Source organism: Burkholderia sp. 22088 (assembly GCF_052045915.1).
Taxonomy (GTDB): domain Bacteria; phylum Pseudomonadota; class Gammaproteobacteria; order Burkholderiales; family Burkholderiaceae; genus Burkholderia; species Burkholderia cepacia.
The window spans coordinates 145,764-169,873 of sequence record NZ_JBQEPY010000012.1; the positions used below are offsets into that span (position 1 = coordinate 145,764).

17 protein-coding genes are annotated in these 24,110 nt (G+C 69.0%); 5 read left to right on the forward strand and 12 right to left on the reverse strand.

The window, feature by feature from the left end; all coding sequences use genetic code 11:
- Positions 1-15: 15 nt before the first annotated feature.
- The 4 genes from eutC to ACTJLD_RS23425 form a co-directional block, all read right to left on the reverse strand.
- Positions 16-810 (reverse strand): ethanolamine ammonia-lyase subunit EutC, encoded by a 795-nt coding sequence (gene eutC / locus ACTJLD_RS23410; protein ID WP_021164100.1) that lies wholly within the window; start codon positions 808-810, stop codon positions 16-18.
- The gene (locus ACTJLD_RS23415) at positions 807-2,204 is read right to left on the reverse strand and encodes an ethanolamine ammonia-lyase subunit EutB (RefSeq protein ID WP_027788688.1); all 1,398 of its coding nucleotides are present in this window, start codon (positions 2,202-2,204) and stop codon (positions 807-809) included. The genes eutC and ACTJLD_RS23415 overlap by 4 nt, the downstream gene beginning before the upstream one ends.
- Positions 2,205-2,299: 95 nt before the next feature.
- A complete protein-coding gene (gene eat / locus ACTJLD_RS23420; protein WP_222211307.1) occupies positions 2,300-3,712 on the reverse strand; it encodes an ethanolamine permease in 1,413 nt (470 codons plus the stop codon).
- 247 nt (positions 3,713-3,959) lie between these two features.
- The gene (locus tag ACTJLD_RS23425; RefSeq protein WP_059687899.1) at positions 3,960-5,423 is read right to left on the reverse strand and encodes a mechanosensitive ion channel; all 1,464 of its coding nucleotides are present in this window, start codon (positions 5,421-5,423) and stop codon (positions 3,960-3,962) included.
- A gap of 278 nt (positions 5,424-5,701) precedes the next feature.
- Between ACTJLD_RS23425 and ACTJLD_RS23430 the strand changes: the two genes are divergently transcribed.
- The gene (locus ACTJLD_RS23430; RefSeq protein ID WP_440659761.1) at positions 5,702-6,580 is read left to right on the forward strand and encodes an AraC family transcriptional regulator; all 879 of its coding nucleotides are present in this window, start codon (positions 5,702-5,704) and stop codon (positions 6,578-6,580) included.
- Between the two features lie 159 nt (positions 6,581-6,739).
- Here the strand turns inward: ACTJLD_RS23430 and ACTJLD_RS23435 are convergent, their stop codons facing one another.
- Entirely contained in the window at positions 6,740-7,123 is a 384-nt protein-coding gene (locus ACTJLD_RS23435; protein ID WP_226157708.1) for a zinc ribbon domain-containing protein, read from the reverse strand.
- 10 nt (positions 7,124-7,133) lie between these two features.
- On the reverse strand, positions 7,134-9,701 hold the full coding sequence (locus ACTJLD_RS23440) for a heavy metal translocating P-type ATPase (RefSeq protein WP_440659762.1): 2,568 nt from the start codon (positions 9,699-9,701) through the stop codon (positions 7,134-7,136).
- A 92-nt stretch (positions 9,702-9,793) separates the two neighbouring features.
- Here ACTJLD_RS23440 and cadR point away from each other — a divergent pair, with 92 nt between their 5' ends.
- Both cadR and ACTJLD_RS23450 read left to right on the forward strand, forming a co-directional pair.
- Positions 9,794-10,225 (forward strand): Cd(II)/Pb(II)-responsive transcriptional regulator, encoded by a 432-nt coding sequence (cadR, locus tag ACTJLD_RS23445; protein WP_440659763.1) that lies wholly within the window; start codon positions 9,794-9,796, stop codon positions 10,223-10,225.
- A 68-nt stretch (positions 10,226-10,293) separates the two neighbouring features.
- On the forward strand, positions 10,294-10,866 hold the full coding sequence (locus tag ACTJLD_RS23450) for a PadR family transcriptional regulator (protein WP_440659764.1): 573 nt from the start codon (positions 10,294-10,296) through the stop codon (positions 10,864-10,866).
- 45 nt (positions 10,867-10,911) lie between these two features.
- Here the strand turns inward: ACTJLD_RS23450 and ACTJLD_RS23455 are convergent, their stop codons facing one another.
- The 4 genes from ACTJLD_RS23455 to ACTJLD_RS23470 form a co-directional block, all read right to left on the reverse strand.
- Complete coding sequence (locus tag ACTJLD_RS23455) at positions 10,912-12,342, reverse strand: FAD-binding oxidoreductase (RefSeq protein WP_440659765.1); 1,431 nt, start codon at positions 12,340-12,342, stop codon at positions 10,912-10,914.
- A gap of 15 nt (positions 12,343-12,357) precedes the next feature.
- Positions 12,358-13,146 carry an ABC transporter substrate-binding protein gene (locus tag ACTJLD_RS23460; RefSeq protein WP_027788696.1) on the reverse strand — a complete coding sequence of 263 codons (789 nt, stop codon included), beginning with the start codon at positions 13,144-13,146 and terminating at the stop codon, positions 12,358-12,360.
- Positions 13,147-13,217: 71 nt separating this feature from the next.
- Positions 13,218-14,372 carry a pyridoxal phosphate-dependent aminotransferase gene (locus ACTJLD_RS23465; RefSeq protein ID WP_027788697.1) on the reverse strand — a complete coding sequence of 385 codons (1,155 nt, stop codon included), beginning with the start codon at positions 14,370-14,372 and terminating at the stop codon, positions 13,218-13,220.
- A 210-nt stretch (positions 14,373-14,582) separates the two neighbouring features.
- Positions 14,583-15,251, reverse strand: coding sequence for a TetR/AcrR family transcriptional regulator (locus ACTJLD_RS23470; protein WP_124839356.1), 669 nt, complete (start codon positions 15,249-15,251; stop codon positions 14,583-14,585).
- Between the two features lie 121 nt (positions 15,252-15,372).
- Between ACTJLD_RS23470 and ACTJLD_RS23475 the strand changes: the two genes are divergently transcribed.
- Both ACTJLD_RS23475 and ACTJLD_RS23480 read left to right on the forward strand, forming a co-directional pair.
- Positions 15,373-17,025: an acyl-CoA dehydrogenase family protein gene (locus ACTJLD_RS23475; RefSeq protein WP_440659766.1), complete on the forward strand. Its 1,653-nt coding sequence runs from the start codon at positions 15,373-15,375 to the stop codon at positions 17,023-17,025.
- 59 nt (positions 17,026-17,084) lie between these two features.
- Entirely contained in the window at positions 17,085-18,593 is a 1,509-nt protein-coding gene (locus tag ACTJLD_RS23480; RefSeq protein ID WP_440659767.1) for a class I adenylate-forming enzyme family protein, read from the forward strand.
- A 147-nt stretch (positions 18,594-18,740) separates the two neighbouring features.
- On the opposite strand, the gene ACTJLD_RS23485 is transcribed toward ACTJLD_RS23480, so the two are convergent.
- Both ACTJLD_RS23485 and putA read right to left on the reverse strand, forming a co-directional pair.
- Positions 18,741-19,880 carry a branched-chain amino acid ABC transporter substrate-binding protein gene (locus ACTJLD_RS23485; RefSeq protein ID WP_027788703.1) on the reverse strand — a complete coding sequence of 380 codons (1,140 nt, stop codon included), beginning with the start codon at positions 19,878-19,880 and terminating at the stop codon, positions 18,741-18,743.
- A gap of 84 nt (positions 19,881-19,964) precedes the next feature.
- Entirely contained in the window at positions 19,965-23,897 is a 3,933-nt protein-coding gene (putA, locus tag ACTJLD_RS23490; protein ID WP_048026158.1) for a trifunctional transcriptional regulator/proline dehydrogenase/L-glutamate gamma-semialdehyde dehydrogenase, read from the reverse strand.
- Positions 23,898-24,110: the final 213 nt, after the last annotated feature.

Genomic DNA, 24,110 nt, shown 5'->3' on the forward strand with positions numbered 1-24,110 from the left:
CGCGCGCGACCGTTTTCAGTCCGCCCCGATCCGCTCCGCTTCCGCCTGCGGCAACAGCGCGTCGCTGTCGTCCTTCAGCCCGACGCCCGTCAGCTGGAGCCGGCGCGCATGCGTCATCAGGTAATGCAGCTTGTGCGCGGCCGCCGCGTACGGCAGCCCTTCGGGCCGCACGTTCGAGATGCAGTTGCGCAGCGCATCGTGGCAGCCGACCTTCGGCGCCCACGTCAGGTACACGCCGAGGCTGTCCGGCGAGCTGAGCCCCGGCCGTTCGCCGATCAGCATCGCCACGACCTTCGCGCGCAGCAGCTCGCCGATCTCGTCGCCGAGGGCGACGCGCGCCTGCGTCGCGACCACCACCGGGCCGATCCGCCAGCCGTCCGCGTCGAGCCGCGGCCGCACGGCCTGCAGCAGCGGCAGTGCCTGCTTCGCGGCCGCGAACGCCGAGAGCCCGTCGCCGACCACGAACACGACATCGGGCGCGTCGTCGAGCGCCGCGCCGTAACCGGCGAGCAGCCCGCGGCTGTCGTCCGACAGCTTGCGGCCGAGATCGGGCCGGCGCAGATAGTGGTCACGGTCGGGCGCGGCGCTCTGCACGCCGAGCGTCGGCAGCAGGCCGGCCGCCTCGATCTCGCGCCGCAGCGCGTCCGAGTCGAGCGGCTGGTGCACCGCGTCGCGCGCCTGCGCGTGCGACAGGTTGAAGGCCAGCAGCGGCGCGGTCGGCAGGCTGTTGCCCGCGCGGCCGAGCGCGATCCGCGCGTTCGTGAACGACTTCAACTGGCCCCACGGATTCTTTTCGACGGCGTCGCTCATGCCGAAATCCCCATCCAGTCGTTCGCGCCCGCGAGCAGCGGCACGCGCGAGCTCGCGGCGCGCAATGCACCGTGCGCGTCGGCGATCTCCATCGTCTCCAGCCACTCCTCGAATTCCGGCGCGCGGCGCAGGCCGAGCACCTCGCGCACGTAGAGCTGGTCGTGAAACGACGTGCTCTGGTAGTTCAGCATCACGTCGTCCGCGCCCGGAATCCCCATGATGAAGTTGATGCCGGCCGCGCCCAGCAGCGTCAGCAGCGTGTCCATGTCGTCCTGGTCGGCTTCCGCGTGGTTCGTGTAGCAGATGTCGCAGCCCATCGGCACGCCGAGCAGCTTCCCGCAGAAGTGATCCTCGAGCCCCGCGCGGATGATCTGCTTGCCGTCGTACAGGTATTCGGGCCCGATGAAGCCGACCACCGTGTTCACGAGGAACGGCTCGAACTTGCGCGCCACCGCATACGCGCGCACTTCGCAGGTCTGCTGGTCGACGCCGAAATGCGCGTTCGCCGACAACGCACTGCCCTGCCCCGTCTCGAAGTACATGAGATTGTTGCCGACGGTGCCGCGCTTGAGCGACAGCGCGGCCTCGCGCGCCTCGCCGAGCAGCGCGAGCGAGATGCCGAAGCTCGCGTTCGCCTTCTCGGTGCCCGCGATCGACTGGAACACCAGATCGACCGGCGCGCCCTTCTCGACCGCCGCGATCGTGTTGGTCACGTGCGTGAGCACGCACGACTGCGTCGGCACGCCGTAGCGTTCGCGGAACCCGTCGATCATCGCGAGCAGCTTCACGATCGCCGCGAGGCTGTCGGTGGCCGGGTTGATGCCGATCATCGCGTCGCCGCAGCCGTACATCAGCCCGTCGAGCATCGACGCGGCGATCCCCTTCACGTCGTCGGTCGGGTGGTTCGGCTGCAGCCGCACCGACATCCGGCCCGGCAGCCCGACCGTGTTGCGAAAGCGCGTGACGACGCGGCGCTTTCGCGCCGCCGCGATCAGGTCCTGGTTGCGCATCAGCTTCGACACGGCGGCGACCATCTCGGGCGTGAGGCCCGGCGCGATCCGTTCGAGCGCCGCGCCGTCGGCGGCGGGCGACAGCAGCCAGTTGCGGAAGTCGCCGACGGTGAGATGCGAGATTTCCGCGAACGCCGCCGCATCGTGATCGTCGAGGATCAGGCGCGTGACCTCGTCGTGTTCGTACGGAATCACCGCCTCGTTCAGGAACGCCTTCAGCGGCACGCCCGCGAGCGCGATCTTCGCGGCCACGCGCTCCTCCTCGCTCGCCGCCGCGACACCGGCGAGCTGGTCGCCGGAACGCAGCGGGCTCGCTTTCGCGAGCAGCGTCTTCAGGTCCGCGAAACGGTACGTGCGCGGGCCGATCGTCTCCGTATAGGACATCGTGCGAGTCTCCTTGCCTTGCCAAAAGCTGACGGCGCGCCCGTTCGACGGGGCGCGCCGGATGCCGTCAGGAACGGCCGTTCACCTTCACCTGCTCACTCCTCCAGCAGCGCGTCGCCCGGCGCGCTCGCCCGCTGCGAACGCGTCGCGAGGAAGTACGCGTAGCCGACCGCGAGGAAGCCGACGAACACCAGCGCGACCAGCCCGTTGAAATACACCATCGTAGCGAGGCAGACGAGCGCCGCGAGGATCGCGAAGGCCGGGAAGACCGGGTACAGCGGCGCGCGGAACGGCCGCGCCATGTTCGGCTGCGTGCGGCGCAGCTTGAACAGCGACGCCATGCTCACGATATACATCACGATCGCGCCGAATACCGACATCGTCACGATATTCGCGGTCAGCGTCTGCCCGCCGAACTGGATCAGCTCGTCGCTGTAGATCGCCGCGATGCCGACCACGCCGCCCGCGAGAATCGCACGGTGCGGGGTCTTGAAGCGCGGATGCACCTTGCCGAGCCACTCCGGCAGGTAGCCTTCGCGGGCCAGCGCGAAGATCTGGCGCGAATAACCGAGGATGATCCCGTGGAACGACGCGACGAGGCCGAACAGGCCGAGCCACACGAGCATGTGCATCCAGCCGCTGTTCTCGCCGACGATGTACTTCATCGCCTGCGGCAGCGGGTCGTTGATGTTCGCGAGCTTGGTCCAGTCGCCCGCGCCGCCGGCGAACACCATCACGCCGATCGCGAGAATGACGAGCGTCAGGATCCCGGCCACGTACGCGATCGGGATCGAGCGCTTCGGGTTCTTCGCCTCTTCGGCGGCCATCGCTACGCCTTCGATCGCGAGGAAGAACCAGATCGCGAACGGGATCGCCGCGAACATCCCATGGAACGCGCCCAGGCTGAAATGATCGGCACCCGACCAGCCGCCCTTCATGAAGTTGCTCCACGCGAAGCCCGGCGACACGACGCCCATGAACACCAGCAGCTCGAAGATCGCGAACAGCGTGACGACCAGCTCGAAGGTCGCGGCGATCTGCACGCCGACGATGTTCAGCGCCATGAACACGAGATACGCGCCCATCGCCGCGTGCTTCGGTTCGAGCCCCGGAAACTGCACGTGCAGGTACGCGCCGATCGCGAGCGCGATCGCGGGCGGCGCGAACACGAATTCGACGAGCGTCGCCGCGCCGGCGAGATAACCGCCGGTCGGGCCGAACGCGCGGCGCGCATACGCGAACGGGCCGCCCGCGTGCGGGATCGACGTCGTCAGCTCGGTGAAACTGAAGATGAAGGTCGTGTACATCGCCGCGACGAACAGCGCGGTGATGACGAAACCCAGCGTGCCGGCGCTCGCCCAGCCGTAACTCCAGCCGAAGTATTCGCCGGAAATCACGAGGCCGACCGCGATGCCCCACAGTTGCCAGGTCCCGAGCGTCTGCTGCAGCGCGGGCTGGCCGGACGACTTGGCGCCGGCGGCGGGCCGGCCATTCGACTCTGCTTTCATCGGACTCTCTCCTCAAATGCGCCGGGCCTGGCGGCCTGCGCGACTGAGAATCGATGCTAGAGAGTCATTAAACGACGTGTTATCGAAATTCGGCAAAGATCGCGGCTGACATTTCGCTGACGGAAACGCCTGTTCCGGGCGTGTACGGCCTCCCGATGCGCGAAAGGCGCCGATGCCGGGCCCGCCCCGCTGCGACCGCCGCCGCCGGCCGCACGAAGCGGCCGGACGGATGATCGACGCACAAGACTTATTGCCCGCCGCCGCGCTGGTTGAACCAGCGGTCGAGCAGCTTGCCGGCCGCTTCGCGGCCGCCGAGGCCGAACGACAGCGCCACCGCCACCGCGATCGCACCGAGCACGAGGCCGAACGCGAGCTGCACGATCTCGTTCGCGATGCCCATCGCGCGCAGCCCCATCGCGAACACGAGGCCGAGGATCGCGAATTGCGCGATGCGCGCGAACAGCACGCTGTGCTCGCGGTCGGCCTGCTCGATCACGCGGCGCGCGAGGCCCGCGAGCCACACGCCGATCACGAGGATCACGCCGCCCGTCAGCACGTGGCCGCCGAATTCGATGAACAGCGTGACGACGTCGCGCACCTGCGAGAAGCCGAGCCGGTTCGCCGCTTCGACCGAGGCGAACAGCATCGCGAAGAACACGATCAGCCGCGCCACCAGCACCGACGGCTGCAGGATCCCCGAGAACACGCGCTCGACGCCGAGCACGGCCGGGAGCCCGTCGGCGCCCGCGGCTTCCAGCAGCTTCTGCGCGAGCGACGCGACGAAGCGCGCGAAGTAGAACGTCACCAGCACGATCACGATCGCCGCGACGATGTCCGGCACCGCGCCGAGGAACTGGTTCAGCATGTTGGTGGCCGGCACCGAGATCGCGTCGATCTTCAGCGCGTCGAGCGCGGAGATCAGCGTCGGCACGAACACGAACACGTAGACGACCGTGCCGATCAGGCTCGACACGCGCACGGGCGTCGGGCTGTCGAGACGCTGCGTGAGGCGGTCGGCGCCGGCGGCGACGAGCAGGTTCGTCACGAGGCCGCGCAGCACGCGCGCGACGATCCAGCCGACGATGCCGATCACCGCGGCCGCGAACAGGTTCGGCACGATCGCGAGCAGCTTGTCGACCATCCCCTGCACGGGCGTCAGCAGCCCCGACAGCGCGAACGACGCGAGGATCGCCGGCAGGAACATCAGGATCACGAGCCAGAACAGCACGTCGCCGAGATAACCGCTCATCGGCTGCAAGCCGGCGCCTTCGGACAATTTGTCGTCGATCTTGCTCGCCTTCAGCGCGCGGTTCGCGAGGCTGCGCAGCAACGACGCGATGAGCCACGCGATCAGCGTCAGCGCCGCGCCGCCGATCAGGTTCGGCAGGTAGTTGACGATGTGGGTGACGAGCAGCGAGAACGGGTTGGAGACCGCATACAGGTTGAGCACGTTGAAGATGCCCACCGCGGTGACCAGCAGCACGAGCCAGAACAGGCCGCCGGCGATGATGCGCTCGACGCATGCGCCCTGGCCGGTGCTTTCGTTGATCCGCTGATCGACCTTCAGCGCGCCGAGCAGACGCATCGCGCCGGCCCGCACCACGACGGCGATCAGCCAGCCGATCACCAGGATGCCGATCGCGCCGGCAATCTTTGGCAGATACCCCCCTAGCGTGGTCTGCAGCGACGTGATGAAGCTGGAAGCATCCATTTCTTCTTCTCCCGAAAACGTGGTGTTGCGATTGGACATCGACGAACTACCTGCGTACTTCGAAAAGCGTGCTGCCCCGACGGAGCAACTTACCCGAGAAAAATGACGCGATCACCCGATTTCACCGTCTTTAACTTTAGTCATAGATCGCAGAGGGGCAAGACCCCATTTCGTCAAAATGAAAAAGGGCCCGACGGGTCGGCGCGCCTGCGTATTTCCGCAAGATTTATCAATTCGCACCGTGCTACCGTGGCGTCGGTTCCTGCCCGGATACGCCGATGACCGTCGAAACGAAATCCGACCAGCCTGCCTGGGCCCGCTACGCGGCAAGCGTGGCGCGCGTCCACGAATACATCCGCGCGCACCTCGACGGCCCGCTCGACCTGAACCGGCTCGCCGAAGTCGCGTGCCTGTCGCCGTATCACTGGCAGCGCGTCTATCGCGCGCTGTACGGCGAATCGATCGTGCTGACGGTGCGGCGGATGCGGATCGTGCGCGCGTCCGAGGATCTCGTGTGCACGGCGCGGCCAATCGACGAGATCGCGCGGCGCGCGGGCTACGGTTCGACGCACGCGTTCGCGCGGGCGTTTCGCGACGCATACGGTGTGCCGCCCGCGCAGCACCGGCGCACGGGCAGCCACCGGCCCATCTATCCACTACAGAGAGGAGAGGAAGACATGTTCAAGCATGAAGTCGAAATCCGGCGGCTGCCGGAACTGCGTGGCTACGCGGTGGCGCACACGGGCGCGTACATGAAGGTCGGCGACGCGTTCGGGCGGATCGGCGCGTGGGTCGGGCAGCACGGGCTGATCGGCCCGGGCGCGAAGATGATCGGCATTTTCTACGACGATCCGGACACGACGCCCGAAGCGCAGCTGCGCGCGAAGGCGTGTTTCATGCCGGCCGACGGCGCGCCGGACGTCGAGCCCGTGCCGCCGGTCGAACGCGCGACGGTCGCGGGCGGCGAATACGCGGTGCTGCTGCATACGGGGCCGTACGCGGACCTGAAGACGGCCTACCAGTGGCTCTACGGCGACTGGCTGCGTCATTCGGGCCGCGAAGCCGCCGACGCGCCGCCGTTCGAGCTGTACCTCAACACGCCGATGGATGCGGCACCGGCCGACCTGCGTACCGAAATTCATCTGCCGCTGCGCTGAGCAAAGGGGGCGTCGTGGAGCCGTGTAACTGGACGGACCGCGACGATATTGCCGGCGCGAGGATGCCCTGGACGATATCGGGCAGGCTGGTGCGCCGGCCGTCGAACGAAGCGTGCCGGCCTGCGCTCATGCGCAGCCGGCACGAACGCGCGGACGTCTTCAAGCCGCCTGCGTCCCGCAGCCGGGACAGAACCGCGCGTCGGCCGCCAGCGCCGCATGGCAGCGGCTGCAGGCCTTGCCGCGTTGCGCCGCGCCGCACTGCGCGCAGAAGCGCGCATCGGCCCCATTGAGCGCGCCGCAGCCGGCGCACGCGAGCTGGCTCAGCGGCGCGTTGCCGCCCTGGCCGCCTCGCCCGCCACTGGCGTCGGCCGGCGCCTGCCAGCCCCAGCCGTGGCGATCGCGGCCGCGCGCGTCGTGGCCGCCGTGTGCGTCCTGACGCTGCCCGCCGTGATGCCCGCCTCCGCCGCCGTGGCCTCCGCCGCCGTGGCCGCCATTGCCGTGGCCACCGCCATGGCCGCCCAGGATTCGCTTCAGAAAGCTCATCGCCCGCTCCTCAACGCGTGGCCTGCGCGCCGCCGAACGCCCCGGAGGACGACAGCAGCCGCAAGCCGTTGGCCACGACGATCAGGCTGGCGCCCGCGTCGGCGAAGACCGCCATCCACATCGTGCCGAGCCCCGCGACCGTGAGGCCGAGGAACACGACCTTCACGCCGAGCGCGAAGCCGATGTTCTGCACCAGGACGCGATGCGTCGCGCGCGACAGCCGCACGAACGCGGGAATCTTGCGCAGGTCGTCGTCCATCAGCGCGACGTCGGCCGTCTCGATCGCCGTGTCGGTGCCCATCGCCCCCATCGCGAAGCCGATGTCGGCACGGGCGAGCGCCGGTGCGTCGTTGATCCCGTCGCCGACCATCCCGACCGCGCCCGCGCCGCCGGCCGACAGCTCCTCGACCGCCGCGAGCTTGTCTTCCGGCAACTGGTTGCCGCGCGCGTCGTCGATGCCGGCCTGCTTCGCGATCGCCTGCGCGGTATGCGGGTTGTCGCCCGTCAGCATCGCGGTGCGGATGCCGAGCGCGTGCAGATCGGCGATCGCTTCACGGCTCGTGTCCTTGATCGTGTCGGCCACCGCGAAGATGCCGAGCACGCGCGCTTCGTCGACCAGCACCACGACGCTCTTGCCCTGCCGCTCGAGCGCGTCGAGCTTCGCTTCGAGCGCCGTCGAGCAGCGTTCGAGCTCCTCGACGAGCCGGTGGTTGCCGAGCCAGTAGCGCGTGCCGTCGATCGTGCCGCGCACCCCGCGCCCGACGATCGCTTCGAAATCCTGCACATCGGCGAACGCCGTCGTGCCGGCGTCACGGGCCGCGGCGGCGATCGCCTGCGACACCGGGTGATCGGAGCGCGCCGCGAGGCTCGCACCAAGGTGCCGCACCCGCACCGCATCGGCGTCGGTCGCATGCAGGTCGAAGTCGGTCTGCACCGGCTTGCCGTGCGTGATCGTGCCGGTCTTGTCGAGCGCGAGCCAGGCGAGCTTGCGCCCTTCCTCCAGATAGACGCCGCCCTTCACGAGAATCCCGCGTCGCGCCGCGGCCGCGAGCCCCGACACGATCGTCACCGGCGTCGAGATCACCAGCGCGCACGGGCACGCGATCACGAGCAGCACCAGCGCGCGATAGATCCAGTCGTGCCACGCACCGCCCATGACGAGCGGCGGCACCACCGCCACCAGCAGCGCGACCGCGAACACGATCGGCGTGTAGACACGCGCGAACTGGTCGACGAAGCGCTGCGTCGGCGCCTTCGCGCCCTGCGCCTCCTCGACCGCGTGGATGATCCGCGCGAGCGTCGAGTTGGCCGCCACCGCCGTCACGCGGTATTCGAACGAACCCGATTCGTTGATCGTGCCCGCGTACACGGCGTCGCCGGTCGTCTTTTCGACGGGCAGGCTCTCGCCGGTGATCGGCGCCTGGTTCACCGTCGAGCGGCCGGCGACGACCTCGCCGTCCAGCCCGATCCGCTCGCCCGGCTTCACGCGCACGACCGCGCCGAGCGCCACCTGCGCGGCCTCGATCGTGCGCCACGAGCCGTCAGCGTCCTGCACGGTCGCGGTGTCCGGCGCGAGCTGCATCAGGCCCTGGATCGCATTGCGCGCGCGGTCGAGCGACTTCGCCTCGATCAGCTCGGCAATCGTGAACAGCACCATCACCATCGCGGCTTCGGGCCACTGGCCGATCGCCATCGCCCCCGTCACCGCGATGCTCATCAGCGCGTTGATGTTCAGGTTGCCGTTGCGGATCGCGATCCAGCCCTTCTTGTACGTGGTGAGCCCGCACGCGAGCACCGCGGCAAGCGCGAGCGCCGCCGCGAGCCACACCGGCAGCCCGGCCCACGTCGCGCCCTCGGATGCGATCGCGGCGACGCCGGCCAGCGCCAGCGGCCACCACGGCTTCGCGGGCGCGTCGACGACGCGCGACGCCGGCGCGCCGGCCGCCGCGGCCTCGGGCGTCATCCCGAGCGTGCGGATCGCGCCTTCGATCGCCGGCTGGGCGCCCGGCACGTGTTCGACGGTCAACATCCGCTGCATCAGGTTGAATTCGAGCGCCGACACTTCGCTCATCCCGCCGAGCTTCTTGCGGATCAGCGTTTCCTCGGTCGGGCAGTCCATCTGCATGATCCGGAACGCGGAGCGCACGTGGCCCGACGCGGTCGCCTGCGCGACCGGCAGCGGCGCGAGCGTCAGCGCGGCAGGCGCGCAGCAGTCGCCGGCCGCGTGGTCGTGGTCGTGGTCGTGGTCGTGGTCGTGGTCGTGGTCGTGGTCGGCATGGTCGTGCTTGCCGTGGTCGTGAGAGCACGCGTCGCCGTGTACATGGCCGTTGCCTTCCGCATGATCGTGGCCATGACCCGAATGATCGTGCGCGCCGTGGTCGTGCGTGCACGCCGCGCCGTGCCGATGCGCGTCGCCGTGGTCGCCGTGATCATGGTCGTGGCCGTGCGCGCGCTCGCCGGCCGCCGGCACCGCGTCGGCAACGGTCGCCGTCTGCGTGTCGCGCGAATCGGCGCAGCACGCATCGGCGCCGCCGGCATGACGGTGTCGTGGGTCGTGGGTACGCTGGGCATCGGTCATGACAACCTCCTCAATGGCTTTCAATGGCTTGACGGAGTAGAGTTAACACCCTGAAGCCACTACAAGGTCAACCCTTGCACGGGAGAAGGACAATGAAGATCGGCGAACTGGCCAAGGCGGCCCGCTGCACACCCGAGACGATCCGTTTCTACGAGAAAGAGGGGCTGATGCCGGATGCGGAGCGCACCGACTCGAACTACCGCAACTACACCGACGTGCATGTCGAACGGCTGCGCTTCATCCGCAACTGCCGCGCACTCGACATGGCCCACGACGAAATCCGCGCGCTGCTGCAGCTCACCGACACGCCGGCCGATCCCTGCGATTCGATCAATGCGCTGCTCGACGAACACATCGGCCACGTCGATGCGCGCCTCGCGGAACTCACGCATCTGCGCGACCAGCTCACCGAATTGCGCCGACAGTGCGTCGGCGAGCATTCGGTCGAGGATTGCGGCATCGTGCACGGTCTCGCGACGATGGAAACCGTCGCACCGACCGCGAAGCGCTCGCACCTCGGCTGAAATCCTTGTGGAATATGATGGTTTCATCGAGAATAGTTATATTATTACTAGATATGAGATAACTATTCATGTCCACTAGTCGTCCGTCCCCGCTCGCGCTGGCCGTCCTCGCGACGCTCACCGAAACGCCGATGCATCCGTACGGGATGCTGCAGCAACTGAAGGCCCGCGGGTACGACGAAGTCGTCAACGTCCGGCAGCGCACGAGCCTCTACCAGACGATCGACCGGCTGCTGCGCGACGGGCTGATCGCCGTTCACGACACCGAGCGCGACGGCGCGTTTCCCGAGCGCACGCTGTATGCGCTGACCGAGGCCGGGCACACGGCCGGGCAGGCGTGGCTGCATGCGCTGCTCGCGGAGCCCGCGCGCGAATTCCCGGCGTTCGGCGCCGGCCTCGCCTTCCTGCCGCTGCTCGACGCCGAAGATGCCCGCCACCAGCTCGAGCTTCGGATCGCCCGGCTCGACGCCGAACGCGAGCGCCTCGAATCGCTGCGCAACGCCGCGCAGGCCGACCAGGTGCCGCGCCTGTTCCTGCTGCAGAACGAACATGCGCTCGTGCTGCTCAATGCCGAGCTCGGATGGGCGCGCAGCGTCGTCGAACACCTGAAGATCGGCGCGCTGCGCTGGGTGGACGACTGACGAATCACGCAGGCGGGCGCCCGGCGGCGGCAGGCAACGCCGCCGTCAAAGCACCTTGCCCGGATTCAGGATGCCGCCCGGATCGAGCGCGGCCTTCAGGCGTCGCATCAGCCCGATTTCCGCGTCGCTGCGTGTGTGCGCGAGATAGGGCCGCTTGAGCACGCCGATGCCGTGCTCGGCCGACACCGAGCCGCCCATGTCCCGCACCACCGCGTACACGCAGTGATCGAGCGCGTCGGCGTCCGCATCGCTCATCCCGGCCAGTGACACGCCGATATGCACGTTGCCGTCGCCGACGTGCCCGAAGAACAGGCACACGGCATCCGGCCATTGCATGCGCAGCGCCGCTTCGCAGCGTTCGGCGAACACGCCGAGTTCGCCGGTCGGCAAACTCACGTCGAAGTTGACCAGATGCGGCAGTGCGTCGATCGCGAGGCCTTCGCGCAGCGTCCACAAGTCCCGCGCCTGCCGCTCCGACGTCGCGAGCACCGCATCCTCCACGAGCCCGGCCTCGATTCCCGCCGCGAGGCCGGTTTCCAGCGCCTGGTGCGCATCGCCGCCCGGTGCGCTCGTCGCGCATTCGATCAGCACCGCGAAGCCGTCGTCGCCGACAAACGGCGCCGAGACGCCCGGCGTGCGGCGCGCGACGTAGTCGTAGAACGCCGGCCACATCGCCTCGAAACTGACGACCTCCGGCAGCGTGCGCACGCGATTCCACAGCGCGATGACCGCGTCGTAGTCGCGCACGCGGCAGAGCGCCGTGGCCGGCGCGGCGAGCAACGGATGCAGCCGCAGCACGGCGCGCGTGACGACGCCGAGCGTCCCCTCGCTGCCGATGAACAGCTGCTTCAGGTCGTAGCCCGCGTTGTTCTTCAGCATCCGGTTCATCGACGACACGACCGTGCCGTCCGCGAGCACGGCCTCGAGCCCGAGCACCTGCTCGCGCATCATCCCGTAGCGGATCGCGCGCGTGCCGCCCGCGTTGGTCGCGAGCATCCCGCCGATCTGGCACGAGCCGCGAGCGCCGAGATCGACACCGAACGTGAAACCCGCCGCTTCCGCGGCTTCCTGCACCGTCTGCAGCGGCGTCCCGGCGCGCACGGTCATCGTGCCGGCCGCCGCGTCGAGCGCCTCGACGCCCGCGAAGCGTTCCATCGACAGCACGACCTCGCCGCCGAGCGCGACCGCGCCGCGCGCGAGCCCCGTCAGGCCCCCCTGCGGCACGACCGTCTGGCCGAGCCGCGCGCACAGCGCAAGCGTGCGCGACACGTCGCCGACACTGCGCGGGCGCACCAGCGCGCGCGGTCGCGCGCCGGCCGGCTCGTTGTAGGCGGTGAAATAACGCGGATCGATGTCGGCCGCGCGCGTGACGAGCGCATCGCCCAGTTCGGCGACGAGCACGGCTTCGAGCGCGTCGCCCGACAGCGGCGTGCCCGCCGGTTCGGCGCCCGCGGCGGTCGTGTTCCGGTTCTGCATCGCGCGCTGCCCCGCTTACTTCGCCGAAATGTCGATATCGCCGAAATACTTCAGGCCGAGCGACTTCACCGTGCCGTCCGCCTTCAGCTTGTCGATCGCCGCATCGAGTTTCGCCTTCAGCGCGCTGTCGCCCTTGCGCAGCCCGAATGCGATGCCGCTGCCGAGGATCCGGTCGTCGTGCACCGGCTGGCCGACGAACGAAAAGCCCTTGCCGTCCGGACGCGACAGGAAGCCGCGCTGGCCGGACGGTGCGAGCACGAGCGTCGCGTCGAGACGGCCCGCGACCAGATCCGCATACGCCTGGTTCTGGTCCTGGTACGCGACGACCGCGACGCCGGCCGGCTCCCAGTGCGCCTTCGCGAAGGTTTCCTGGATCGACGCCTGCAGCACGCCGACCCGCTTGCCCTTCAGCGATTCCGGCGTCGGCAGCAGGCCGCTGCCGGTGCGCGCGATCAGTTGGGTCGGCACGCGATAGATGATCGTCGTGAAGTCGATCGCCTGGCGCCGCTGCTCGGTCGCATTCATCGCCGAGTTGATCGCGTCGAACTTGCGGCCCTTCAGCGCGGGAATCAGGCCGTCGAACGACGTCTCGACCCATTTGCACGACAGCTTCGCCGTCTGGCAGACGGCGTTGCCGACGTCGATGTCGAAGCCCTGCAGGTCGCCGTTCGGCGCTTTCGATTCGAACGGCGGGTATTGCGCCTCGAGGCCGAAGCGCAGCGTCTGCGCATCGGCGAGCGCCGCGCCGGAACCGATGGCGCACGCGAGTGCGAACGCGAGTTTCAGGGTGGCCGTGTGCTTCATCGTGATCTCCTGTGTCTGGTCGATGCGACGTACCCGTCGCCGGATGCCCGTGGCCGGATGCCGTACGGGGTTTACAGCGAACGCAGCCGCCGCGCGCCTTCGACCAGCGTCGCGTCGTCCTTCGAAAAGCTGAGCCGGATCACGCCGGCGTCGGTGCCGTCGGTGTAGAACGCCGACAGCGGAATCGTCGCGACACGCGCGTCGCGGATCAGGCGCAGCACGAAATCGCTGTCGCTTTCGTCCGAGAAGTGCCGGAAGCGCGCGAGCATGAAGAACGAGCCCTCGCTCGGCAGCAGCTCGAAACGCGAATCGGCCAGCTCGCGCGCGAGCAGGTCGCGCTTGGCCTCGTAGAACGCCGACAGGCCGAGATAGCTGTCCGGCCGCGCGAGGATCTCCGCGAACGCGATCTGCATCGGCGTATCGGCCGAGAACACCATGAACTGGTGCACCTTGCGGATCTCGTCCATCAGTTCGGCCGGCGCGAGGCAATGGCCGACCCGCCAGCCGGTCACGTGGAACGACTTGCCGAACGACGACACGATCACGCTGCGCTCGGCCAGCTCGCGGTGGCGCGCGACGCTCTGGTGCTGCGCGCCGTCGAACACGACGTGCTCGTAGACTTCGTCGGACAGCACGACGATGCCCGTGTCGCGCGTGAGCTGCGCGAGCCGCTCGAGATCGTCGGCCGAGAACACGGTCGCGGTCGGGTTGTGCGGCGTGTTGACGATGATCATCCGCGTGCGCGGCGTGATCGCGGCCGCCACCTCATCCCAGTTCACGCGGAAATGCTCCGGTGACAGCTTGATCGCCACGGGCGTCGCGCCCTGCAGCCGCACGATCGGCGCATAGCTGTCGAACGACGGCTCGAAGTAGATCACCTCGTCGCCCGGATGCACGAGCGCGCTGATCGCCGCGTACAGCCCCTCGCTCGCGCTCGCGATCACCGTGATCTCGGTGGCCGGGTCGTAGCGCGCGCCGTACAGCGCCTCGGTCTTTTCCGCGAGCCGCTCGCGCAGCGCCATCACGCCGGCCATCGGTGCGTACTGGTTGTGCCCGTCGCGCATCGCGCGCGCGACGCCTTCGACGAGCGCCGGATCGGGCGCGAAATTCGGCGCCCCCTGCGACAGGTTCAACGCATCGTGCCGGGCTGCCAGCTGGCCGATCACCGTGAAGATCGTCGTCCCGACGTCGGGCAGTTTCGAACGGGGCGCGGTGGCGCTTCGCATGACTCCTCCTTCTGATGTCCTTCGGGCGGCCCCGCGCGACGCGCGCGGCCTGCATCTGCCGCATGATTTAGCCCGAGCCAATATCGGCGGACAAACGAAAGTTCGTCATGGCGGTCATGTATTTTTCTCATGCCCCATGGAGAGAAGCACGCTGCGGCAAGGCTCGCCTGCCTGGCCGACATGCGAATCCGGCATTTCCCTTAAGGGATGCTACCGGCCGGCCGCCGCCAGATAGGCGAGCAGCACGGCCCGCAATTCGCCACGCAGCGCGGCGATGTCGAACGCGGGCCCGAGCGTCAGCAGCGCCTGCGAGAGCCCGCCGTAGCAGAGCGTGTGCGCCATCCGCGCGATCCCGTCGAGCCGCGCGGCCGGCGGCGGATCGGCCGCATGCGCGAGCGCGTCGCGCCACAGCGCGACGTACGCGTCGTAATGCCGGCGGTAGGCGGCGAGCGGCGACACCTGCCGCTCCAGTGCGAAGAGCGCGCCCCACAGCGCCGCGTCGGCGCCGATCGCGTCGACCTGCAGGTCGACGAGCGCGGCGGCGAGTTCGGCCCGCGGCGCGCCGCGCAGCCCCGCCACCGCGTCGCGCAGCCGGTCGGCCAGCGCCAGCACGTGCCGATGGATGCAGAGCGCCGCGAGGCTCTGCTTGTCGCCGAAATACTCGTAGAAGGTGCCGATGCTGACGCCCGCGACGGCCGCGATCTCGCGGATCGTCGCTTTCGCGTAGCCGCGTTCGAGCAAAAGCTGAACGAACGCCTGCTGCAGCGCGTCGGAACTCGCCTGCGCGCGCGACTGGCGCGGCCGGCGACGCAACGCGGGCGTGGGTTGCGCCGCCGGCTGGCCGGGCGGCGCTGGAACCTGAACATGTCGCGGCGGCATATTTGCTACTCTGGAAATCAGCAGGGCATGCGTTTTACCGGGGGCCGGAACCGGCGCCGAAGCGTCATCCGGGCGGCATGACGCCGGCCGCCCGCGAAGCATGAGACCGGAGACAACTTCGATGACCGAATCGACTCACGCCGTCACGAACCAGTTCGACGAACTGGTCGACTATAACCTCTTCACGACGGACATCGCGCTGCGCGACGCGCTCACCCGCGCGGGCGCCGACTGGGCCGCGCCGCAGCTCGACGCATACGGCGCGTGGCTCGGCAGCGCCGACACCGCGCGGCTTGCCGACGAAGCGAACCGTCACACGCCGGAACTGAACACGTTCGACCGGCGCGGCCGGCGCATCGACCGCGTCGACTTTCACCCGGCGTGGCACGCGCTGCTCGGCCGGTACCGCCGGGAAGGCTTCGTGTCGCTCGCGTTCCGCGAATCGCGCCGCGGCCGCTGGGCCGCGACCGCGGCCGGCTTCTACCTGCATGGCCAGATCGAGGCCGGCACGCTGTGCCCGGCGACGATGACGCAGTCCGCGATCCCCGTGCTGCAGAAGGAGCCCGCGCTGTGGGCGCTGCTGCGCGACAAGCTCTACAGCGACGACTACGATCCGCGCGACGTGCCGGTCGCCGACAAGCGCTCGATCTGGTTCGGCATGGGCATGACCGAGAAACAGGGCGGCTCCGACGTACGCGCGAACACGACGCTCGCGACCGCCGTCGGCGCGGGCGGGCGCGGCGGCGAATACCGGCTGCGCGGCCACAAGTGGTTTTTCTCCGCGCCGATGTGCGATGCGCACCTCGTCGTCGCGCAGACCGAAGGCGGCGGCCCGTCGTGCTTCTACGTGCCGCGCTGGCGGCCGGACGGCACGAAGAACGCGGTCGAGATCCAGCGGCTGAAGGACAAGGTCGGCAACCGCAGCAACTCGAGCAGCGAGATCGAGCTGAACGACGCGTGGGGCATCATGCTCGGCGACGAAGGACGCGGCATTCCGACCATCATCGAAATGGCCACCTACACGCGGCTGAACTGCGTGCTCGGCAGCGCGGCGATGCTGCGCCAGGGCGTCGTGCAGGCGATCGCGTACACGCGCCAGCGCCATGCATTCGGCCGCGCGCTCGCCGAACAGCCGCTGATGCGCACCGTGCTGGCCGATCTCGCGCTCGAAAGCGAAGCCGCGCTCGTGCTGGCGATGCGTCTGGCCGACGCGTTCGAGCGCGACGACTCGCCGCGCGAACGCGCATGGAAGCGCATCGTCACGCCCGCCGCGAAATTCTGGGTGTGCAAGCGCGCGGTCGAGCTGACCGGCGAGGTGATGGAAGTGTTCGGCGGCAACGGCTATGTCGACGACGGCCCGATCGCGCGGCTTTTCCGCGAGGCGCCCGTCAACTCGATCTGGGAAGGCTCGGGCAACGTGATGTGCCTCGACGTGCTGCGCGCGGTGTCGCGCGAGCCCGACGCGGCTGCCGCGCTGTTCACCGAACTCGCCGACCTCGGCGCGGGCGAACCGCGCATCCGCGCGGCGCTCGACGCGCTGCGCGCGATGCTCGACGCACCGGCCGACACGCTCGAGGCGTCGGGCCGCGTGTTCGCACAGCGCCTCGCGCTCGTCGCGCAGGCGTGCCTGCTGCGCCGCGACGCGCCGGCGGCCGTCGCCGACGCGTTCGTCGCGACACGGCTTGCCGCGCCCGACTGGGGCCGCATCGCGGGCGGCTTCGACCCGTACGCGATCGACGTCGCCGCGCTGCTGCAGCGCGCGTACCCGGCCTGACGCCCGTTCGTCCGGCCCGGTTCCCCCCGTTCGCCTTCGTTCGCCCGCCCGGAGCCCCGATGAACCTCGTCGCCGCCCTCGACCGCGCCGCCCGCGCGACGCCCGACAAGCCGTTCCTCGTCAGCGAATCCGCGACGATCACCTATGCCGCCGCGCGCGAGCGCTCGCACCGCGCGGCGGCCGTGCTGAGCGCGCTCGGCGTCGCGGCCGGCGACCGGGTCGCCGCGATGTGCTTCAACACGCCGGCCTTCGTCGACCTGATGTTCGGCGCGTGGCGGCTCGGCGCGACGTTCGTGCCGATCAACCACAAGCTGCAGGCGCCGGAAGTCGACTACGTGCTCGAACACAGCCGCAGCAAGGTGCTGCTGTTCGACGTGACGCTCGCGCCGGTGGTCGAGCGCATCGTGCATCCCGCGCGACGGCTCGTGACCGAAGGCGAGCTCGACGGCGTGCCGTGCTTCGACACGCTGTGCGCAACGATGGATGGCCTCGCGGGCATCGAGCCGGCCGACGGCGACATCGCGCAGATCCTCTATACGTCCGGCACGACCGGCCACCCGAAAGGCTGCGTGCACAGCCACCGCACCGTGACGCTCGCCGCGATGCAGGCGGCCCTCGCGACCGGCATCGGCCGCAACGAGCGCACGCTGATGGCGATGCCGATCTGGCATTCGTCGCCGCTCAACAACTGGTTCGGCGGCACGCTGTATGCGGGCGGCACCGTCGTGCTGCTGCGCGAATACCATCCGCTGCGGTTCCTGCAGGCCGTCGAGCGCGAGCGCGTGACGCTGTATTTCGGCGCGCCGGTGTCGTACCTGCTGCCGCTCGACACGATCGAGGGTTTCGCGGCGTTCGACCTGTCGAGCGTGCGCGCATGGCTGTACGGCGGCGGCCCGATCGGCGCCGCGCAGGCCGAACGGCTCGCGCGCGCGTATCGCAGCGACGCGTTCTTCCAGGTGTACGGCATGACGGAAGCGGGCCCGGCCGGCACGACGCTGTATCCGGACGAGCAGATCGCGAAGGCCGGTTCGATCGGCCGCCACGGCGGCCCGGGCGTCGACCTGCGCGTCGTGCGGATGGACGGCGTCGATGCGCAGCCGGGCGAGACCGGCGAGATCTGGCTGAAGACCGACAGCATGATGCTCGGCTATCTCGACGATGCGGCCGCGACCCGCGCCGCGTTCGCGCCGCACGGCTGGTATCGCACCGGCGACATCGCGCGGATCGATCAGGATGGCTACCTGTTCATCGTCGACCGGCTGAAGGACATGATCGTGACGGGCGGCGAGAACGTCTATTCGAAGGAAGTGGAGGACGTGCTCGGCGCGCACCCGGACATCGCCGAGGCGGCCGTCGTCGGTGTCCCGCATCCCGACTGGGGCGAGACGGTCGTCGCGCACGTGGCGCTGCGCGCGGGCACGGTACCCGACGCGGACGCGCTGCGCGCGTTCTGCGGCGAGCGGCTCGCCGCTTACAAGATTCCGCGTGAGTTCACGTTCGTGCAGGCGCTGCCGCGCACGCCTACGGGCAAGCTGCAGAAGTTCCTGCTGCGTGTGCGTCGCGAATAGGCGCATATGGCCGCTTAAAGCCGCTTAAATCCGCTTGCCCGGCCGCAAAAAAGAAAAAGCCACCCGGCCCGACGGCCAGGTGGCTTTTTCGCATGACCGGCGGGGCAGCGACGTGCGCCGCCGCCCGTTCGTCACGTCACAGGCTGCTTACTTGCCGCCGATGCTCTTCAGCGGCTTCCACTCGCCCTTCTCGACCTTGTACATCGTGATGCCGCCGTTCTTCAGGTCGCCCTTCGCGTCATACGCGACGTGCGTCGACGTCACGCCGGCCATGTCGGTCTTCGCGAGCACCGGCAGGTACTTCGCCGGATCGGTCGAATCGGCCTTCTTCATCGCGTTGAACAGCGCCATCGCGCCGTCGTACGCATACGGCGAGTAGGTCTGCACGTCTTCGCCGAAGCGCTTCTTGTACTTGTCGGCGTACGTCTTGCCGCCCGGCATCTCTTCGAGCGGCAGGCCTGCCAGCGAGGCGATCGTGCCGTCGGCCGCGTTGCCCGCGATCTTCAGGAACGTCGGCGTCTTCACCATTTCGCCGCTCATCAGCGGGGCGGTGATGCCGAGCGTCTTCATCTGCTTGACCATCGGTGCAGCCTGCGAATCCGCGCCGCCGTAGTAGACGAGATCCGGCTTCGCCGCCTTCAGCTTGGTCAGGATCGCCTTGAAGTCCACCGCCTTGTCGTTCGTGAATTCACGGTCGACGATCGTCGCGCCGCCGGCCTTCGCGGCCTTCTCGAACTGGTCGGCGAGACCCTGGCCGTAGGCCGTGCGGTCGTCGACGATCGCGATCTTCTTCATGCCGAGATCCTTCGACGCGAACGTGCCGGCCACCGAGCCCTGCTGCGTGTCGGACGTCATCATGCGGAACGTCGTCTTGTAACCCTGCTGCGTGTATTCCGGTGCGGTCGCCATCGCGATCTGCGGAATGCCCGCGTTCGCGTAGATGCGCGAGGCCGGAATCGTCGTGCCCGAGTTGAAGTGGCCGAGCATGCCCTTGATGCCGTCGTCGACGAGCTTCTGCGCGACCGTCGTGCCGGTGCGCGGGTCAGCCTGGTCGTCCTGCGTATCGAGTGCGAACTTCACCGGCTTGCCGCCGATCTTCGGGCTCGTCGCGTTGAAATCCTCGATCGCGAGCACGATCCCGTTCTGCATATCCTTGCCGTAGTGCGCCTGCGCGCCCGTCATCGGCCCTGCGTAACCGATCTTCACGTCATCCGCATGGGCCGTCCCCGCCAGCGACATGACCGCGACGAACGTCGCGCCTGCCACCTTTTTCATCGTGTGTTGCATAGCATCTCCTTGGTACCAGGGTAAATGGAGCGGCTTCGGGATCGCCTAGCCGCTTCCTTTGTTTGATCCGAACGGCAAGGATGCTCAGCCGATCGTCATCAAATTCGCATTGCCGCCCGCCGCGGCCGTGTTCACGCTCACCGAGCGCTCCGTCAACAGCCGTTCCAGCGCGTAATCTTCCGCATCGCCGTTCTCGAACGCGCCCACCGACACGCCCTGCACCGACACGATCGGGCCCGGTCGCTGCGCGACGTCCTTCACGAGCGTCTGCAGTTCGTCGCTGTCGCCTTCGAACAGCACCGCGTCGAACGGCGTATCGGCCTGCTTGCGCACGGTCGCATGCGCCTTCAGCGACGCCGGCAGCGCGGCGACCAGCGCCTCGCCGGCCGCGCCCGCGAACAGCGCGCGGTTGCCGGTCGCCAGCACTGCCGCGAACTGCGCGCGCGCGCCGCCCGGCGTCGCCGCGACACACAGCACCGTGCCGCGCGGGCCGAGTGTATACGTGTTTCGCTCGCCCGTCGGGCCGGTCAGCACGGCGGTCGCACCGGCCGGCACCTGCGCCAGGTAGCCGTCGCAACGCGCGGCCAGTGCCGGCTCGCGCTGCTCGATCAGCCAGTCGCGCAGCGTCGTGAGCGCTGCCGCCGGGTTGCCGCGCGCATCGCCTTCGACCGCGCCGTCCGCGATCAGCGTCTGCGCGAGCGAACGCGGCAGGCCCGACGGACGCGTCGCGAGCAGGCGCTGCAGGTACAGCGCGCCGCCGGCCTTCGGGCCCGTGCCCGACAGCCCCTCGCCGCCGAACGGCTGCACGCCGACCACCGCGCCGATCACGTTGCGGTTCACGTAGATGTTGCCGACGTGCGCATTCGAGATCACGTGCGCGATCGTCTCGTCGATCCGCGTGTGGATGCCGAGCGTCAGACCGTAGCCGGTCGCGCGGATCTGCTCCAGCAGCTTGTCGAGCTGGCTGCGGCGGTAGCGCACCACGTGCAGCACGGGGCCGAACACTTCGCGCTTCAGCTCGTCGATGCTGCCGATCTCGATCAGCGTCGGCGGCACGAACGTGCCGTGCGCGCAGGCTTCCGGCGCCGGCAGCTGCGTGACCGCGTGGCCCTTCTCCTTCATCGCCGCGACGTGCGTGTCGATCGTCTGCTTCGCTTCACCGTCGATCACCGGGCCGACGTCCGTCGACAGCCGGTCGGGGTTGCCGAGCGCCAGCTCGTGCATCGCGCCCTTCAGCATCGTCAGCGTGCGGTCCGCGACATCGTCCTGCAGACACAGAACGCGCAGCGCCGAACACCGTTGACCGGCCGAGTCGAACGACGACTGCATCACGTCCGCGACCACCTGCTCCGCGAGCGCCGACGAGTCGACGATCATCGCGTTCTGGCCGCCCGTTTCCGCGATCAGCGGGATCGGCTTGCCGTCCGGGTCGAGGCGCGCCGACAGCGTCTTGTTGATCAGGCGCGCGACTTCGGTCGAACCGGTGAACATCACCGCACGCGTGCGCGGATCGGCGACCAGCGCCGCACCGACGGTCTCGCCGTCGCCCGGCAGCAGCTGCACCGCGCCGGCCGGCACGCCGGCCTCGCGCAGCAGGCGCACGGCCTGGGCGGCGATCAGCGGCGTCTGTTCGGCCGGCTTCGCGAGCACCGTGTTGCCAGCCGCGAGCGCGGCGGCCACCTGGCCCATGAAGATCGCGAGCGGGAAGTTCCACGGGCTGATGCAGACCACGGGACCGAGCGGGCGGTGCGTGTCGTTCGAGAATTCGTCGCGGATCTGCGCGGCGTAATAGCGCAGGAAGTCGACCGCTTCGCGGATCTCGGCGATCGCGTTCGGCAGCGACTTGCCGGCTTCGCGCACGATCAGGCCCATCAGCGTGTGCATCTGCGCTTCGAGCAGGTCGGCCGCGCGCACCAGGCAATCGGCGCGTGCGTCGACCGGCGTCGCCTGCCAGATCGGCGCGGCGGCCACCGCGTGCGCGAGTGCCGCGCTCACGTGTTCGGCCGTCGCTTCGCTGACGGTGCCGACCGTGTCGCGCTGGTCGGCCGGGTTGCGCACGTCGCGGGCCGGCGCGTCGGCGAGCGTGTCGTCGGCGAGCATCGGCGCCGCGCGCCACGGGAAGTGCGCGCTCGCGAGCAGCGCGGACGACAGCGACGCGAGGCGGTGTTCGTTCGACAGGTCGAGGCCCATCGAGTTGGGACGCTCGTCGCCGTACAGGTTGCGCGGCAGCGGGATCTTCGCGTGCGGCGCGCCGAGCGGCACGACCTTCGACGCTTCGTCGACCGGATCGGCGACCAGTTCCTTCACCGACACGGTCTTGTCCGCGATGCGGTTCACGAACGACGTGTTCGCGCCGTTTTCCAGCAGGCGGCGCACCAGGTACGCGAGCAGCGTCTCGTGCGTGCCGACCGGCGCGTACACCCGGCACGGCCGGTTCAGCTTGTCGCGGCCGGTGACTTCCTCGTACAGCGGCTCGCCCATCCCGTGCAGGCACTGGAATTCGTACTGGCCCGGGTAGTAGTTCTGGCCCGCGAGCTGGTAGATCGCGGCGAGCGTGTACGCGTTGTGCGTCGCGAACTGCGGATAGACGGCGTCGGGGGCGGCGAGCAGCTTCTTCGCGCACGCGAGGTACGACACGTCCGTGTAGATCTTGCGCGTATAGACCGGATAGCCTTCGAGGCCGTCGACCTGCGCACGCTTGATCTCGGTATCCCAGTACGCGCCCTTGACCAGACGGATCATCAGGCGGTGACGGCTGCGGCGCGCGAGATCGATCAGGTAGTCGATCACGAACGGGCAGCGCTTCTGGTAGCCCTGCACCACGAAGCCGATGCCGTTCCAGCCCGCGAGATCCGGATCGAAGCACAGCGCCTCGAGCAGGTCGAGCGACAGTTCGAGGCGGTCGGCTTCTTCCGCGTCGATGTTCAGGCCGATGTCGTAGCGGCGGGCGAGCAGCGCGAGCGCGCGCACGCGCGGCAGCAGCTCGCTCATCGTGCGGTCCTGCTGCGAGCGCGAGTAGCGTGCGTGCAGCGCCGACAGCTTGATCGAGATGCCCGGGCCTTCGTAGATGCCGCGGCCGCCGGCCGCCTTGCCGATCGCGTGGATCGCCTGTTCGTACGACGCGTAGTAGCGCTGCGCGTCCTCTTCGGTCGTCGCCGCTTCGCCGAGCATGTCGTACGAGTAGCGGAAGCCGCGCGCTTCGTACTTGCGGCTGTTGGCCAGCGCTTCGGAAATCGTCTCGCCGGTGACGAACTGCTCGCCCATCAGGCGCATCGCCATGTCGACGCCCTTGCGGATCAGCGGCTCGCCGCCGCGGCCGATCAGGCGCGTGAGCGCCGACGACAGCCCCGCTTCGCTGTTGGTCGTCACGAGCTTGCCGGTGATCATCAACCCCCAGGTCGCCGCGTTCACGAACAGCGACGGCGCATGGCCGACGTGCGAGCGCCAGTCGCCCTTGCTGATCTTGTCGCGAATCAGTGCATCGCGCGTCGCGCGATCGGGAATGCGCAGCAGCGCCTCGGCGAGGCACATCAGCGCGACGCCTTCCTGGCTCGACAGCGAGAATTCGTGGATCAGCCCTTCGACGCCGCCGCCCGAGCTCTTCTCGCGCAGCGCCTCGACGAGCTTCGTCGCGAGCGCCTGCACGTCAGCCTGCAGGTTCGCGGGCAGGCGCGCCTGGCCGAGCAGGAACGGCACGCATTCCGGCTCGGGGCGGCGGTACGCGGCCGTGATCGCCGCGCGCAGCACCGATTGCGGCTGCACGTTCTGCGCGAATTCGAGGAACGGGTGCGGCGAGTTGTCGTCGTCGCCGTCCGCGGCCTGGCCGTCGGCGAGCTCCGTGACGCCGCTGTGGCCCGACAGCTCGGGCGGCAACTGGCCGTGCTCGATCCGCTCGAGATACGCGAAGATCGCCTGCTTGATCAGCCAGTGGGGAGTGCGCTCGAGACGCGCGGCTGCGTCCTTGAGGCGCGAGCGGAGAAGGTCGTCGACCTTGACGCCGAGAGTCGTGCTTGCCATGGTGGGTTCGTGCGCCGGTGCGAGCCCGGCAATGTGGTGTGAGAGGATGCGCGAAATCCTACGGCACGCAATAAAAAGGTGCAACCAAATTGCAAGATGGGTTGCACCCTTTGGTTAGTCAATATAATCAACCACTTATGCGGTTGCAACCTAGGAGTTGCCCGTGGTCGGGGGATCGGTGTTTTCCCTGAGCAGGCCGGTTTGGCGTGCGTG

Coding starts and splice junctions, on each gene's coding strand:
- eutC (WP_021164100.1), bottom strand. CDS start 810: ATGAGCGACGCCGTCGAAAAGAATCCGTGGGGCCAGTTGAAGTCGTTC.
- ACTJLD_RS23415 (WP_027788688.1), bottom strand. CDS start 2,204: ATGTCCTATACGGAGACGATCGGCCCGCGCACGTACCGTTTCGCGGAC.
- eat (WP_222211307.1), bottom strand. CDS start 3,712: ATGAAAGCAGAGTCGAATGGCCGGCCCGCCGCCGGCGCCAAGTCGTCC.
- ACTJLD_RS23425 (WP_059687899.1), bottom strand. CDS start 5,423: ATGGATGCTTCCAGCTTCATCACGTCGCTGCAGACCACGCTAGGGGGG.
- ACTJLD_RS23430 (WP_440659761.1), top strand. CDS start 5,702: ATGACCGTCGAAACGAAATCCGACCAGCCTGCCTGGGCCCGCTACGCG.
- ACTJLD_RS23435 (WP_226157708.1), bottom strand. CDS start 7,123: ATGAGCTTTCTGAAGCGAATCCTGGGCGGCCATGGCGGTGGCCACGGC.
- ACTJLD_RS23440 (WP_440659762.1), bottom strand. CDS start 9,701: ATGACCGATGCCCAGCGTACCCACGACCCACGACACCGTCATGCCGGC.
- cadR (WP_440659763.1), top strand. CDS start 9,794: ATGAAGATCGGCGAACTGGCCAAGGCGGCCCGCTGCACACCCGAGACG.
- ACTJLD_RS23450 (WP_440659764.1), top strand. CDS start 10,294: ATGTCCACTAGTCGTCCGTCCCCGCTCGCGCTGGCCGTCCTCGCGACG.
- ACTJLD_RS23455 (WP_440659765.1), bottom strand. CDS start 12,342: ATGCAGAACCGGAACACGACCGCCGCGGGCGCCGAACCGGCGGGCACG.
- ACTJLD_RS23460 (WP_027788696.1), bottom strand. CDS start 13,146: ATGAAGCACACGGCCACCCTGAAACTCGCGTTCGCACTCGCGTGCGCC.
- ACTJLD_RS23465 (WP_027788697.1), bottom strand. CDS start 14,372: ATGCGAAGCGCCACCGCGCCCCGTTCGAAACTGCCCGACGTCGGGACG.
- ACTJLD_RS23470 (WP_124839356.1), bottom strand. CDS start 15,251: ATGCCGCCGCGACATGTTCAGGTTCCAGCGCCGCCCGGCCAGCCGGCG.
- ACTJLD_RS23475 (WP_440659766.1), top strand. CDS start 15,373: ATGACCGAATCGACTCACGCCGTCACGAACCAGTTCGACGAACTGGTC.
- ACTJLD_RS23480 (WP_440659767.1), top strand. CDS start 17,085: ATGAACCTCGTCGCCGCCCTCGACCGCGCCGCCCGCGCGACGCCCGAC.
- ACTJLD_RS23485 (WP_027788703.1), bottom strand. CDS start 19,880: ATGCAACACACGATGAAAAAGGTGGCAGGCGCGACGTTCGTCGCGGTC.
- putA (WP_048026158.1), bottom strand. CDS start 23,897: ATGGCAAGCACGACTCTCGGCGTCAAGGTCGACGACCTTCTCCGCTCG.